Genomic DNA, 15,104 nt, shown 5'->3' with positions numbered 1-15,104 from the left:
ACAAGGATCGGGCTTTCCGCACTAACCGGGAAATGCGAAACATCAATCCATATTGCCGCACCGACACATGCCTTCAAACGACTATCCGCGTCCGGATCCTGATGTTCTTCTTGCCCAGGTAACCGAGCAGCAACGCCAGGCCTCGCGCGGGAAACTGCGTATTTATTTCGGTGCGTCGGCGGGCGTAGGCAAGACCTACGCCATGCTGGCGGCCGCCCGCCAGCTCCAGAGCGAGGGACTCGATGTCGTAATCGGCATTGTGGAAACACACGGCCGCAGCGAAACTGCCGCACTCGCCCAGGGCCTTGAAATCCTGCCTTTGAAACTACTCGAATATCGAGGTAAAGACCTCAGGGAGTTCGATATCGATGCGGCGTTGGCTCGCCATGCGGAGCTGGTGCTGGTAGACGAGCTGGCGCATTCGAATGTGCCCGGCTCACGCCATCCCAAACGGTGGCAGGATATCGACGAACTGCTCGACGCAGGCATGAATGTCTTCACTACCGTGAACGTGCAGCATCTCGAAAGCCTGAACGATGTGGTGGGCGGCATTACGGGCATCCGCATCACGGAAACCCTGCCCGACACCTTTTTCGACTCGGCCGCCGAAGTGGTGCTGGTCGATCTTCCCGCCGATGAATTGCTGGCCCGGCTCAAAGACGGCAAGGTCTATCAGGCGCAACAGGCCGGTCATGCCGCCCGCCATTTTTTCCGCAAGGGCAATCTTATTGCCTTGCGCGAGCTGGCGCTGCGGCGCACCGCCGACCGGATAGGCAGCGATGTTCAGGCCTACCGGATCGAAAAATCGATCAATAAAGTATGGGAAACCGATACCGCTTTGCTGGCCTGCGTGGGTCCGAGTCCCGTGGGAAGCGAACATCTGGTCCGCAGCGCAGCCAGGCTCGCCGGCCAGCTAAATGCCCAATGGCACGCCATTTATATTGAAACACCTGAGCTGCAGCGTTTATCGTCCAGGGAACGTGAGCGTATCCTGAAAACATTGAAGCTTGCACAGAACCTGGGAGCCACCACGGCCGTCCTGCCAGGCAACAATGTCACCAGGGAAATCGCCGACTACGCGCATGGCCATAATTTTTCCAAAATCGTTCTCGGGCGTGGCCATCCGCCGCCATTCTGGAAAAAAACCCATGCCAGGCGCATCGCCGGCTACGCACCCGACCTCGATCTCATCGAAATCAGCCACGCCGGGCTGGCCGAAGGGCAGATAGACAGAAACCCAGGCCCCAACCTCAGGGTTGGCTCTTATGACTCACCCCGTCCCTCGCGCAGGGACAGGCACCCCTGGCGCTACATCTGGGCGGCGATCGCCTGCGTTTTAACCGCGATCGGCGTCACGCCCATGCTGCCTTACTTCGATCTGGCCAACATCGTCATGCTGTTCCTGCTGCTGGAGGTGCTGATAGCCATACGGCTTGGGCGCGGGCCTGCGGTTATGGCGGCATTCCTGAGCGTTGCCCTGTTCGATTTCTTTTTCGTCCCGCCCCGCCTGTCCTTCGCGGTAGGCGATGTCCAATACCTGCTTACATTCGCCGTGATGCTGATAGTCGGGCTGATTACCGGGCAATTGGCCTCCGGACTGAGTTATCAGGCCAAGGTTGCCGCGCATAGGGAACGGCGCGCCCGCGCCTTGTACGAATTCGCCCGTGAACTATCCAGCCCCCTGGAAACAGAAAAAATTGTGGACATCACACAGGACGTCATCCAGCGCATGTTCCACTCCAGGGCAAGCCTATTGTTGCCCGACGATAACAGCCGCCTGCGGGCTTCTGTTGCAGCGCCTGGGCATTCCAGCACGGTTCCGAATCCGGACTCTATCGATATGGGTACCGCACAGTGGTCCTACGACCGGGCATTGCCGGCTGGGCTGGGCACCGATACCCTGCCCGGCAGCAAATTGTTTTATCTCCCGCTGATAGCACCGATGCGCACCCGCGGCGTGCTTGCCATACAGCCGAGGAGCCATCGCTGGATCTGGATCCCCGAACAGCGGCAGCACCTGGACACCTTTGCAACGCTTGCCGCCATCGCCCTCGAACGCGTGCATTATATCGATGTGGCGCGAAGCGCCCTGGTGCGAATGGAATCGGAACGCCTGCGCAACTCTTTGCTGGCAGCGCTGTCGCACGATCTGCGCACGCCGCTGACTTCACTGGTGGGATTATCCGAAGCACTCACCTTATCGCGGCCCGCGCTGACGGGGACGCAATCGGAGCTGGCCCATGCCCTGCACAATGAATCCCTGCGCATGAGCAATCTGGTTGCCAATCTGCTTGATATGGCGCGTATCCAGAGCGGCGAAGTTCAGCTCAATCGGCAATGGCAACATATCGAGGAAGTCCTGGGCAGCGCATTGCGCATCAATCAAGCTTTGCTGCGCGGCCATGAAATAGCGACCCGGCTTGCCCCGGATCTGCCGCTGGTTCATTTCGACGCCATGCTGATCGAAAGAGTGCTGTGCAATCTTCTGGAAAACGCCGGTAAATACACTCCAAGCGGTTCTCGCATCACGATTGCCGCAAAAACCGCAAGCCAATTCCTGGAAGTTTCAGTCTATGATAACGGGCCTGGCTTGCCCCCTGGAAAGGAGGAAGCCATTTTCGAAAAATTCACTCGCGGCGCACAAGAATCCGCAACCAGCGGAATCGGCCTGGGCCTGGCGATTTGCCGGGCCATCGTTGCGGCGCATGGAGGTGTCATCCGCGCGGCGCAATCACCGGATGGTGGAGCCTGCTTCGTTTTTACCTTGCCTTTGGGCACAGTTCCAGACATGCCCGACCTGGACTAAAGTAATCCGCTACCATGACAGAATCGGTTCCCATTGCACTGTTGATCGAGGACGATCCACAAATCAGACGCTTCCTTCGCATGTCGCTAACGGACGAAGGATGGCAAATCGTTGAAGCGGACACGCTGCAACGCGGCCTTATCGAAGCCGGCACACGCAGACCCGAACTGATCATTCTCGACCTTGGCCTGCCGGATGGCGACGGGGTCGATCTGATAGCCGATCTGAGGCAATGGTCCCGCGTTCCTATTATCGTATTGTCGGCGCGGACCAGCGAGGCCGATAAAATCAAGGCGCTAGACGCCGGAGCCGACGACTACCTCAGCAAGCCGTTCGGAGTCGGGGAACTGCTTGCCCGAGTCCGCTCCGCGCAACGACGTGCCCAACAAACCGCGGCCGTCGTGCATGGCATCATCGAGTTTGGCGATGTCAAAATCGATCTCCAGGCTCGCATGGTAAGCAAGGCAAACCAGATGGTGCACCTTACACCTACGGAATACCGCTTGCTGGCGGTCCTGGCGGGCAACGCGGGGCGCGTCGTCACCAATACGCAACTATTGCGCCAGGTCTGGGGCCCCTCGTACACCGAAAATGCCCATTATCTGCGAATTTACATGAGCCATTTGCGCCAGAAACTGGAAGACGACCCCGCCCAGCCACAATACCTCCTGACTGAAACCGCAGTGGGCTACCGCCTGCTCCTCCCCTTGCTGTAGGGCGGGCCTGCTGATTTCCATAGCGATATCTGCGTTACCGTTATGGCGTGACAGCCTGCTGCTGAAATTTCGCCAGTTGCGCGATGCCATCGCGCGCCAGATCCAGGAGATTGTCCAAAGCCCCGCGATCGAAGGTCTGCCCTTCGGCCGTGCCTTGAACTTCGACAAAGTGCCCGCTGCCGGTCATGACGATATTCATATCGGCATCGCAGCCCGAGTCTTCTATGTAATCCAGATCCAGCACTGCCCTGCCGTCGACCATGCCCACCGACACCGCCGCCACGCTGTCGCGCAACGGGTTGACGGCAAGAACCTTGCTATCGATCAAACCCTGGACGGCCAGCGCGGCGGCTACCCAGGCACCTGTAATACTGGCGCAACGCGTGCCGCCATCGGCCTGCAAGACATCGCAATCCAGATGCAAAGTGCGCTCGCCCAGGGCTTCCAGATCGAAAACCGCCCGCAAACTGCGGCCGATCAAGCGCTGAATTTCCTGAGTGCGCCCGCTTTGCTTGCCGCGTGCCGCTTCGCGGTCGGAGCGTGTATGCGTGGAACGCGGCAACATGCCATATTCGGCCGTAACCCAGCCTTGCCCTTTGCCTTTTAGAAAGGACGGCACTTTTTCCAGTACGCTGGCATTGCACAAGACATGGGTGTCGCCGGCCTTGATCAGCACAGAGCCTTCCGCGTGGCGGGTATAACCGGTTTCAATCGACAAGGGGCGCAACTGGTTGATTGCACGGCCCGAGGGGCGGTGCTTGGTGGAAGTGGACAAGGCTTTCCTTTGAGTAATCGTTGGTTGGCGAAGGACAAACAGTACTGAGCAGTCTATTTTAAAGGCTCGTACGGGAAAACAGGCAAGGCAGCAAGGCATCTGGCCGGAAAAAAGCAAGTTATCCGGCTTTTATGTTGCCAGCCATATCGGCCATAATAGGCATCTCTCTCATTCTCAGCAGGACACCCCATGATACGCAGCATGACCGCATTTGGCAGTGCCCGAGCCGAATCGCCCGCCGGCAGTGTGACCATAGAGTTTCGCAGCGTCAACAGCCGCTTTCTCGATCCGAACTTTCGCTTGCCTGAAGATCTGCGTATGGCCGAGGGAGCGATTCGAGAAAAACTGGGCCAGTTCATCAGTCGCGGCAAGATCGACATCCGTGCCAATTATGCCCGCACGAAAAATGACACGGACAAAACCCTGGATACTGCTTATTTGGCAGTCGTCGCCGAACAGCTCGCCGCGGCGCGGGCCGTCATACCCGATATGGAAGCCCCCAGGCTTGCCGAGCTGCTGAATCATTCAAACAGTGCCGACAGCGGTACATTCGATCCGGAAATTTGGACAGCCATGTGTCTGGAAGCCGCCACGCAGGCGCTTGCCGAGCTGCAGGCGAATCGCGAACGCGAAGGCGCCCGTCTTGCGGCCATGATGCTGGCCTGCTCCGCCGAAGTGGCCGATATCGTGCTTCAAGTGGAGCGCGAATTACCTCAACTGCTTGCCGATCATCAGGAAAAACTCGCCAACAAGCTGCGCGAAACGCTGGAAGCTGCCAGCCCCGGCGGCTTTGCGCAAATCAGCGGCCCTGAACTGTCGGCCCGCATCGCCCAGGAAACCTCATTGTTTTCGCTGCGTATCGATGTCGCCGAGGAGCTTTCACGCCTACGCTCGCATATTTCGGAGCTGGAACACTTGCTGCGTACAGGCGAAACCAGCACCGACAAAAAGAAAACCGGCAGCATTGGCAAGCGCCTGGACTTCCTGTTCCAGGAAATGAACCGCGAGGCCAATACGCTGGGCTCCAAAGCCAGCGGCCTGAGCATCACCCGCGCCGCTATCGACCTGAAATTGCAGATAGAACAAATGCGCGAGCAGGCGCAAAACATTGAGTAATCTTCCACGACGCTTCATGAGCGATTGCACATCTCTGAAAAGCCCGTATTTACGGGCTTTTCTCATTTCATCAGGACGCTGGCTTGCTGTGAATCCAGGCAGTATCGCGCTCGACCGATACTCTATGCTGTTTGTGCTCGAACTGCTGGACTATGCGGATCAAGGCGTCGAACGCGATGAAAACGGGTTTGGATAAACATCATGGCCTGGGAATTTGCAAAAATTTCCCTTAGAGATAATAATGCGAATGATTTTTATTTAAATATCGATTATTTATCTGAAAGGCTACACATTAATGCCCCACCCCGTTTCTCACGCACACCAGGCAGACTCGCAAACGTGCCGCAAATCGCCGCCCGTCATCACTTTGCGGCGTAGCCGGCCGGGCGGTGCGATCCAGGGAACACTGGGCGCGGCGCTCCTGCTCGGCGCCGCGGTAAGTCCTGGCCTGCTGTACGCGCAAACCATCGCCGCGCCCGCCCCAACGCTGGAAACGATCACGGTCTCCGGCACGCGCTCCGTCTCCAAACCGACGCCGCCCGCCTACGCCGGCGGCGAAGTCGCGAGCGGAGGCCAGGCCGGCATTCTGGGCAACCTGGACAATATGGATATGCCCTTCACCCAAACCAGCTATACATCCAAGCTGATCCAGGACCAGCAAGCCCGCACCTTGGGCGATGTACTGAAGAATGACGCGTCGGTGCAGGTCGGCAATGGTTACGGGAACCAGGCCGAAACCTTTGTCATCCGGGGCTTTCCGCTGAACAACGACGACCTTTCATTCAACGGCTTGTACGGCATACTGCCGCGCCAGGTGCTGCCGGTCGAAATGGTGGAAAGAGTCGAAGTCTTCAAGGGCGCCAGCGCATTTCTGAACGGCGCCGCACCCGGTGGCTCCGGCCTGGGCGGCATCATCAACATCCAGCCCAAGCGGGCCGCCGACACACCATTGACGCGGTTGAATCTCGACTACACCGGCCGCGGCCAGTTCGGCGGCGGCGTCGATATCGGCCGGCGCTGGGGTGATGACAATCGGTTCGGCATCCGTGTCAATGCCGCCCACCGCGATGGCGATACGTCGGTTCCAGGCGCAGGCATGCGCAGCACGGTCGGCACCATCGGCCTGGATTACCGCGGCGATCAGCTCCGCGTGTCCCTGGATGCCGGCTATCAGAAGATCCACTTCGATCACCCACGCCCCACGATCAATATAAGCGGCGCGGTGCCGGATGCGCCATCGAACAGCATCAATTACGGGCAGCCCTGGGCCTACAGTGATCTAGAAAGCACCTTTGCGGTGACGCGCCTCGAATACGACCTGAATTCGAACTGGACCAGCTACGCGGCAGTGGGTGTGAGCCGCGACAAGGAAAGCGGCGACTATTCCGCACCGACCGTCGATGGCCAGGGCATAGGCACCCGAGGCTTGCTGTCCGTGCCTTTCCAGCGGGACACCTTCACCGGCGAAATCGGCTTGCGCGGCCAATTCCGCACCGGCCCGATCGGCCATCGCGTCAATCTGGCCTATTCGGCCCTGAACAAGACCGAACGTACGGCGTTCGAATACATCAGCGCCGACCCCGCCAATATATATGAGGAAATGAACGTGCCGCGTCCCGTGGGCGTCGTCACCGGCAACATGGACGATCCCAATGTTTCGCAGCGCCTGCAGTTGCGCAGCGTCGCGGTTTCCGACACGCTGTCGTTCTTCCACGGTGATGTGCTGCTCACCCTGGGTGCGCGCAACCAGAGCCTCGTCAGCAATAGCTACGATGTCGCCACGCGGGCGCAGACCTCCAGATACGACAAATCGATCACTACCCCGGTGGTGGGCCTGGTAGTGCGGCCATGGGATACCGTGTCGCTCTACGCCAACCACATCGAAGGACTCAGCCAGGGCGACATAGCCGGGGCGACCGCGGTCAATGCCAACGAAGCGCTGGCTCCCTACCGGACCAAGCAGAATGAGGCAGGCATCAAGGTGGATCTGGGCAACTACGGTGGCAGCCTGGGCGTTTTCCAGATCGAGAAGCCGGTGGCTTACCTGGATCCGGCCACGAACATCTTCGGCCCATCGGGTGAGCAGCGCAATCGCGGCGTCGAACTGAACGTGTACGGCGAACCGCTGCGCGGCTGGCGCGTACTGGGCGGCGTCACTTTCATGGATCCCCGCCTTACCAAGACCAGCGGCGGCGCCAATGACGATAACTATGCCCCGGGCGTGCCGCGCTTCCAGGGCGTCATCAGCACCGAATGGGACCTAAGAGGCGTACCCGGCCTGACCTTGCAGGCCAGCCTGCTGCATCACGGGTCGGAATATACCAGCGCCACCAATGCATACAAGATTCCCAGTTGGACCCGGCTGGACCTGGGCGCGAGGTATGCCACCAAGGTTAACGGACACAATGTGGTCTGGCGCGCCGGAGTGGAAAACGTCGCCAATCGCGCCTACTGGGCGTCGATTGCGCCGCAATTCGGACAGATAACGCAAGGCGAGGGGCGAACCGTAAAATTGTCGATGTCGGCCGATTTCTAGGGCAATGCGGGCTTTCCGGCCCATCGCTGGGCCGGCCTCTGGCTCAATGCCGACATCACGCAGGCCTGAGCAGGCGCTTGATCAATTTCGCATGTTGGGGATATTGCCCAAGCAGTTCGTCTGCGACGGCCATCTCGAATTCGCTGAACTCAAATCCCGGCGCCACGGTGCAACCCACCAGGGCATACCCCTGCGGCTCCGCCAGTTCGGCGCCAAACCAGCAGCCGGCCGGAACTACTGCCTGGAAGACGGCATCGGCCCTTTCCTGCGCATTGCCCAAGCGGTATGTGGCGAGCTCGCCCTTGCCGTCCAGCACATGCACGTCCAACGGACCGCCGGCATAAAAATGCCAGATTTCATCCGAAGCGATCCGGTGCCAGGCCGAATACGCGCCCTGATCCAGCAAATAATAAATAGCCGTCGAAGCGCTGCGCTGCGCACCATCCGCGCTGCGCCGCACGCTCTGCCCGCCGCGATAGGTTTCGCGGTAATAGCCTCCTTCCGGATGCGGCTGCAGTTGGAACCGCTCGATCAGGCTTTCCACACGCGTGGCATCGGTATTCATGCGGCGCCTTTTCCTTATTTCCAGGCAGCGAGGAAAGCCAGCAGGACCCTGGCCGAGTTGTCGGCCGCGATATTCATGAAAGTATGCATCTCGTTGACGCCCTCGCCGCCGCCGGCCAAGTCGCTGAGCGAGCGAAACGCAATGAATGGAACGCCATTGCTGTAAGCCACCATGGCGCAGGCGGCGCTTTCCATATCGAGCACATTGGCATGGAAGGTTTTGAATGCGTACTCGCGAAAGGCGGCGTTATCCACGAAGGCCGAACCCGACACGCCGTTGCCGCCAACGACCAGCGCGGGATGGCGCTTGAGGCATTCATTCCGCTTGTCGCATGAAGCAAGTTTCACGTTGCGGATGGACTTGGCTACGGCCAGCATCTGCGGATCGACATCGAACCAGAATTTCTTGCTGGCTTGCGGCTGGGCGGCGGAACGTACTTTTACCGGCCGCGGATACATCATGCCGAAATTGGGAAAACTGAAATCGTCTTTGCCGGGCGGCGGCTGAAATACGCCGGGCGCCGTTTCACGCGCCATCAGCACTTCCAGATACTGGCCCCAACGCTCCACGACTGTCACATCGCCAATATGCAAGGAGGGATTCACCCCTCCCGCAATACCGCTGAACACCACATGGCTGATCTTGAAACGATCCAGCGCCAATTGCATATTCATCGCCGCATTGGTCATGCTGATGCCGCTCAGGAACAGCACCACGGGCTTGCCCTGCAGCGTGCCGGTGGTGAATTCCACGCCATTGACGGAGAACTTCTCCGGCTGCTTGAGCTTGCCGTGCAACAGGGCCAGCTCGGGCTCGAATGCCGAAATAACGGCGATGCGCGATATGCTGTCCAGCAATGCCGCCGCATGCGCGGGCAACAGCAGGCAAGAGGCCACGAGAAGCATGGCGGAGACAGTTCTGACAATGCGGTCGAAGTAGCGGGACATGGCGCGGGGTCGCAAATAATAGTTCAAGGAAAGGGCATGCCGCATTGTACGTGCAGTGCCATCGGGGTCAATACACAACGCCCATCCAGCTTTCACGCGGTGATCGATAAAAAGCCCGCCGGCCATGAATAGTCCTGGCCCAAAGCTTGATATACTGTTTTTAAATACAGTAATACGCAATACCATGAACCGAGTGCTGGAAAACCGCTACTACTATCTTGACAATTTCGAGATGGTCTTGCGCTGGGTCGAACAACGCTACAGCGACCTGCTGCTCGATACCGAGCGCGATTTCATCGGGAACTTCAGCATGCTGCCTCGCGCGTCGCGCGCGCTGCTGGTCAGGATGATCATGCGCAAGGGCACGCTCTTCAGAAGCAGCAAGCTGCACTATGACGAAATCGGCGGCGCCGTCGAGGCCGCGCAGGCTTTGATCGAACAGCGCTGGCTGGACGACAGGCCACCGCTCACGCTCGAGCAATTGTTCACGCTGCTGACCAAGGCGGAACTGGGCTGCGTATTCGACTCTGCCTTGCCCGATAAAAACGCCAGGAAAGCCGACCAGTTGCAGTCTCTTAAAGACCGCTACACCGAACTCCAGCCCTACGATGCCTGGTATTGCGGCGCTACCGACCACGTGTATGAACTGCTCGTCATGCCCGTTTGCGAGTGCCTGCGCTTGATGTTCTTTGGTAATTTACGCCAGGACTGGTCCGAGTTCGTCCTCGCCGACCTGGGCCTGTATGCGTATGAAAAGGTGGAATTTCCCGCTACCTCGCGCATTTTCCAAAACCGCCAGGACATCGCCGACTATCTGCATTTGCATCATTGCCGCGAACGACTCCGCTCGGGCACCGATGCAGGCCTGGTGCAGACTGATATTCCTTCGGATCCGTACCAGAACGAATGGCTTGAACAACGCCGCGCCAAACTGCTATTCCAGATCGCTCGACACTACGAAAAAGACAAGGACTGGGCTCGCGCCCATGCTTTGTATTCGCAATGCGCCTATTCCGGCGCCCGCAGCCGAGCCGTACGCGTTCTGGAACGCAGCGAACAATTCGAACCCGCCCTGCAATTAGCCCTGGCAGCCCAGCAGCAGCCGGAAAGTGAGGCGGAACAGCAGCAAATGGGCCGCATCGTTCCGCGCTTGCTGTGCAAGCTGGGCCACCCTCCCGTGCCGCGCGCCAGCGCCGTACCCATAGCAAAGCTGACCCTGACCCTGCCCGAACCGAGCCTATCCATGGCTGTGGAAGAACTGGTCCAGAGCCATTTCCAGCAGGCACTGAGCCCCGTCTATTACGTAGAAAATACGCTGGCCAACGCACTGTTCGGCTTACTGTGCTGGAGAGCCATTTTTGCCCCTCTTCCAGGAGCCTTTTTCCATCCCTACCAAAGCGCTCCGGCCGACTTGCACAGCGCCGATTTTTACCGGCGGCGCCAGGAACTCTTCAGGTCTTGCCTGGCTCAGCTGGATTCCGGCGAGTACACGCAAACCATCGCGCAAAACTTCAGGAACAAGGCCGGGATCCGCTCGGACTTCGTGGCATGGGAAATATTAAGCCATGAAATTCTGGACCAGGCTTTGGCCTGTATTCCCGCCCTGCATTTGAAAAAATGGTTTGAGCGGATCTTGCTCGATATCCCCTCCAATCGCTCCGGCTTTCCAGACCTGATCCAGTTCTGGCCTCGGGAAAAACGCTACCGGATGATCGAAGTGAAAGGCCCTGGCGACCGCTTGCAAGACAATCAGCTGCGATGGTTCGACTACTGCGCGAAGCACGATATGCCTGTGGCGGTCTGCTATGTCCGCTGGGCGGAAGACGCGGCATGAAATATACCGTTGCCGTGCGAACCCTGTGCGAGTTCACGGCCAAACAAGGCGACCTCGATCTGCGTTTTACTCCCTCGCCCACCGCGCGGGAAGGCATCGCCGGCCATGCACTGGTTGCGTCGCGCCGTGGCGCCGATTATCAATCGGAAATAAGTCTTGCCGGGGAATTTCAGCACCTTACTGTCCGCGGCCGCGCCGACGGATACGATCCGGTGCAAAACCAGCTCGAGGAAATCAAGACATTCCGTGGCGAACTGGCCTCCATGCCCGCCAATCACCGCTACTTGCATTGGGCCCAAGTCAAAGTCTATGGGCACCTGCTATGCGAAAAGCTGGGTTTGCCGGAACTCAGGCTGGCATTGGTTTATTTTGACATCGTCGCCAAGCAGGAAACCGTATTGAACGAACTGTACAGCGCCGCAACGCTCAAAAAGGGTTTCGAAAGCCAATGCCGGCAATTTCTGGACTGGGCCGCCCAAGAACTGGCCCACCGTGTCAACCGCGACCACGCGCTGGACGGCCTGCGCTTTCCGTATGCCCAATTCCGCACCGGCCAGCGGCCTTTGTCCGTAGCAGTATATAAGGCGGCGCGCAGCGGCCTATGCCTGGCGGCTCAGGCTCCGACCGGCATAGGCAAGACTGTAGGCACTCTGTTTCCTCTTCTGAAAGCCGCCCCCGCCGCGCAACTGGACAAGCTGTTCTTCCTGACCGCAAAGACTTCGGGCCGCAATATCGCCTTGAACGCCTTGGCGCAAATCCGGAACATGAACTCCGGCACGCCGCTGCGCATCATCGAGCTCGTCGCCCGGGACAAGGCCTGCGAACACCCGGACAAGGCTTGCCATGGCGCATCCTGTCCTTTGGCCCTGGGGTTCTACGACAGGCTGCCGGCAGCGCGCCAGGCGGCGCTCGACACCGCATGCCTGGACAAGCAGGCACTGCGCCGGATCGCTTCCGAACATCGAGTATGCCCTTATTATCTGGGCCACGAATTGGTGCGTTGGTGCGACGTGGTGGTTGGCGATTTCAATTATTATTTCGACTCGAGCGCCATGCTGCATGGCTTGACCATCGCCAATCAATGGCGTGTGGGACTACTGGTCGACGAAGCGCACAACCTGATCGAGCGCGCCCGCAAAATGTATACGGCCGAGCTCGAGCAGGCGGCCTTCACGGCACTGCGCCGCTCGGCGCCGCCGGCGCTGAAAAAAACCTTGGGCAGCGTCAGCCGCTGCTGGAATGAGCTGCTGAAAAACCAGCCCGCTCCTTACCAGGCGTACAACGGCGTTCCGGCAAAATTCATCGCCGCGCTGCAGCGGGCTGCCGCAGCCATCATCGATTACCAGACCGACAACCCCACTCATGCCGATAGCTCCTTGCAGCGTTTTTACTTCGATGCTCTGCATTTCCTGCATATCGCCGAGCTGTTCGATACTCATTCCCTGTTCGATATTGCCGTGCCCGCAGCCCGCGTGGGCGCCGCAGGCCAACAGTCGGTATTATGCTTGCGCAACATCATCCCCGCCCCCTTCCTCGCGCCCCGGTTCAGCACAGCTCATTGCACAACGCTGTTCTCGGCCACACTGACTCCCCGGCGCTTCTACAGCGACATACTGGGCTTGCCGCCCGACAGCGCATGGATCGACGTGGAGTCGCCTTTCAGGCCCGAGCAACTGACAGTCCAGGTCGCCCGCCGCATCTCGACCCGCTACCAGCACCGCGAAGCATCCTTGCAGCCCATGGCCGACTTGATGGCCATGCAATACAGCAAGCAGCCTGGCAACTATCTTATATTCCTGAGCAGTTTTGATTACCTGCGGCAACTGTCCGCCCTGTTCAAAAGCCGCCACCCCGGGATCCCCATATGGGAGCAGGCGCGGCATATGGACGAAACCGAGCGCGAGGCGTTTCTGGAACGCTTCACGGAGGCTGGACGCGGTTTCGGATTTGCCGTCTTGGGCGGCGCCTTCGCCGAAGGCATCGACTTGCCCGGGCAAAGACTGATAGGCGCTTTCATTGCGACCCTCGGACTGCCTCAGATCAATCCGGCCAATGAACAGATACGGGAGCGCATGGGCATGGCCTTTGGTGGAGGCTATGAATACGCCTACCTGTACCCGGGTATCCGTAAAGTGGTGCAAGCCGCCGGGCGCGTGATCCGCACACAATCAGACCAGGGTGTGGTGTACCTCATGGACGACCGTTTCAATCGGCCGCAGGTGCGCGGCCTGCTGCCGAAGTGGTGGCGTGTGACATGCCTTGAGCCGGGCTGATGGGCGACCCCTCAATACCGTTGATCGCGCCAGACAAGCTGGCCCTGGCTCCTGGCCCCTGCGCAAGTTTTTTTGCGGATTTGCCGCCGTCCCAGCCGCCACCTACGGCCCGGATCAGATTGACCGCCGCGGAAGCCCGCTCACCGTCCAGTTGCACGGCTACGCGGCGCTGTTGCAGCAAGACCCGATCTCCGTCAATGACATCCAGGTAACTGATGGACCCTTCGCGGTATTGGACATGCAGCAGCCGCGCCGCGTGAGCAGACGCTTTGACGGCATCGTCCTGCACCCGGGTCTGGTCGCCCAGTATGCGCAGATTGGCCAGATTGTCTTCCACCTCTTTAAAGGCAATCAGTACCTTCTGACGGTAAGAAGCTACATCTTCCTCATACTTGGCACGTGCGCGATCGAGGCCGGCCTGGCGCTGACCGCCATCGAAGATCGGCAGCGACAGCATGGTACCCACCAGCGGCCCGAGCAGAAAGGCGCGGCTGGACCATTGAAACAGATTGCCCAGCTCGGACGACTCGTAGCCATAGGCCCCGGTGATATCCAATCGGGGAAAGAAGGCCGCCTTGGCCGCGCCGATGCGGGCATTGGCAGCCGCCATGGAACGCTCGGCCGCGGCGATATCCGGGCGCCTTTCCAGCAATGAAGAAGGCAAACCCGCCGGGATATTTACCGATACGCGTTGCAAAGGATCTTGCGTGAAGGAAAATTCGGCGGGCGCTTTGCCCAGCAATATTGCCAGGGCATGTTCGGCCGTCGCACGCCTGCGAGCGATTCCCAACGATTCCGATTGAGCGGAAGCCAGTTCCGACTTGGCGCGCGCGACATCCAGTTCGCCAATATCGCCTTCGGAAAACCGCCGCTGCATTAGTTGCAAGGTATGTTCGCGCAGCTGAACCGTTTCGCGATAAAGCTCTTGCTCGGCATCGAGTTCGCGAATCTGGTAATAGCTTTGTGCCACATCGGCTTGCAAAGCCAGCTGCACCGAGCGGAATAAGGCCTCGCTTTGCTGCTCGTCTGCTGTGGCGGCATTGACATTGGCGGAAACGCGGCCGAACAGGTCGGCTTCGTACGAGACGCTGGCCTGTCCGCGCCACAAAGTGGCCGGCGCGTTGGGCGCATCGTCGGGCAAACCTTGCGAGGCATTGGAGGCGCGCTGCCGGGTCGGCCCGAAACCGGCATCGACCTGGGGAAACAGTGCAGACCTGGATCCATGCAGCAAGGCACGTGCCTGTTTCAGGCGCGCGGCGGCGGCCTCCAGGTCGTGATTGCCGGCCATGGCCTGCTGCTCCAGGGCGTTCAGCGTTGTATCGCCGAACACCTTCCACCATTGGCCGCGCTCCATATCCTCGGAAGGCTGTGCGGCCTTCCATTGCCGCGCGGCTTCGGGAGACATGAAGGCCTCTTTGAAGGCTGGCGGCGTGTCCACCGACGGCCGCTGATACCGGGGCCCGACCGAACACGCCGCCAATACCAGCAAGGCACCCGTGGACAGCAGAAACTTTGTTGCTTTGATCATTTGAAGAT

11 protein-coding genes are annotated in these 15,104 nt (G+C 59.5%); 7 read left to right on the top strand and 4 right to left on the bottom strand.

Annotated elements, in window-relative coordinates; all coding sequences use genetic code 11:
* The first annotated feature begins 67 nt into the window (after positions 1 to 67).
* Complete coding sequence (locus ACYVIS_RS14990) at positions 68 to 2,806, top strand: DUF4118 domain-containing protein (RefSeq protein ID WP_232743062.1); 2,739 nt, start codon at positions 68 to 70, stop codon at positions 2,804 to 2,806.
* A 14-nt stretch (positions 2,807 to 2,820) separates the two neighbouring features.
* Positions 2,821 to 3,522 (top strand): two-component system response regulator KdpE, encoded by a 702-nt coding sequence (gene kdpE, locus ACYVIS_RS14985; RefSeq protein WP_232743061.1) that lies wholly within the window; start codon positions 2,821 to 2,823, stop codon positions 3,520 to 3,522.
* Between the two features lie 40 nt (positions 3,523 to 3,562).
* Here kdpE and rph read toward each other — a convergent pair whose 3' ends face one another.
* Complete coding sequence (rph, locus tag ACYVIS_RS14980; RefSeq protein WP_460874307.1) at positions 3,563 to 4,297, bottom strand: ribonuclease PH; 735 nt, start codon at positions 4,295 to 4,297, stop codon at positions 3,563 to 3,565.
* A 189-nt stretch (positions 4,298 to 4,486) separates the two neighbouring features.
* Between rph and ACYVIS_RS14975 the strand changes: the two genes are divergently transcribed.
* From ACYVIS_RS14975 to ACYVIS_RS14965, 3 genes are all read left to right on the top strand, one after another.
* On the top strand, positions 4,487 to 5,413 hold the full coding sequence (locus tag ACYVIS_RS14975; RefSeq protein ID WP_460874306.1) for a YicC/YloC family endoribonuclease: 927 nt from the start codon (positions 4,487 to 4,489) through the stop codon (positions 5,411 to 5,413).
* 16 nt (positions 5,414 to 5,429) lie between these two features.
* Positions 5,430 to 5,609 carry a hypothetical protein gene (locus ACYVIS_RS14970; protein WP_460874305.1) on the top strand — a complete coding sequence of 60 codons (180 nt, stop codon included), beginning with the start codon at positions 5,430 to 5,432 and terminating at the stop codon, positions 5,607 to 5,609.
* 99 nt (positions 5,610 to 5,708) lie between these two features.
* Positions 5,709 to 7,949, top strand: coding sequence for a TonB-dependent receptor (locus tag ACYVIS_RS14965; RefSeq protein WP_460874304.1), 2,241 nt, complete (start codon positions 5,709 to 5,711; stop codon positions 7,947 to 7,949).
* A 55-nt stretch (positions 7,950 to 8,004) separates the two neighbouring features.
* Here the strand turns inward: ACYVIS_RS14965 and ACYVIS_RS14960 are convergent, their stop codons facing one another.
* A complete protein-coding gene (locus ACYVIS_RS14960; RefSeq protein WP_232743057.1) occupies positions 8,005 to 8,514 on the bottom strand; it encodes a cupin domain-containing protein in 510 nt (169 codons plus the stop codon).
* A 14-nt stretch (positions 8,515 to 8,528) separates the two neighbouring features.
* A complete protein-coding gene (locus ACYVIS_RS14955) occupies positions 8,529 to 9,419 on the bottom strand; it encodes a 5'-methylthioadenosine/S-adenosylhomocysteine nucleosidase (protein ID WP_232744532.1) in 891 nt (296 codons plus the stop codon).
* Between the two features lie 226 nt (positions 9,420 to 9,645).
* Between ACYVIS_RS14955 and ACYVIS_RS14950 the strand changes: the two genes are divergently transcribed.
* Both ACYVIS_RS14950 and ACYVIS_RS14945 read left to right on the top strand, forming a co-directional pair.
* On the top strand, positions 9,646 to 11,295 hold the full coding sequence (locus ACYVIS_RS14950) for a VRR-NUC domain-containing protein (RefSeq protein WP_232743056.1): 1,650 nt from the start codon (positions 9,646 to 9,648) through the stop codon (positions 11,293 to 11,295).
* Positions 11,292 to 13,568 carry an ATP-dependent DNA helicase gene (locus tag ACYVIS_RS14945; RefSeq protein ID WP_460874303.1) on the top strand — a complete coding sequence of 759 codons (2,277 nt, stop codon included), beginning with the start codon at positions 11,292 to 11,294 and terminating at the stop codon, positions 13,566 to 13,568. Before ACYVIS_RS14950 ends, ACYVIS_RS14945 begins: the two co-directional genes overlap by 4 nt.
* Here ACYVIS_RS14945 and ACYVIS_RS14940 read toward each other — a convergent pair.
* Positions 13,501 to 15,096, bottom strand: coding sequence for an efflux transporter outer membrane subunit (locus ACYVIS_RS14940; RefSeq protein WP_232743054.1), 1,596 nt, complete (start codon positions 15,094 to 15,096; stop codon positions 13,501 to 13,503). The genes ACYVIS_RS14945 and ACYVIS_RS14940 overlap by 68 nt on opposite strands.
* Positions 15,097 to 15,104: the final 8 nt, after the last annotated feature.

This window comes from Paralcaligenes ginsengisoli, assembly GCF_054781135.1.
The sequence above is the reverse complement of the archived record's forward strand: the minus strand, read 5'-3'. Positions and strand labels throughout refer to the sequence as shown.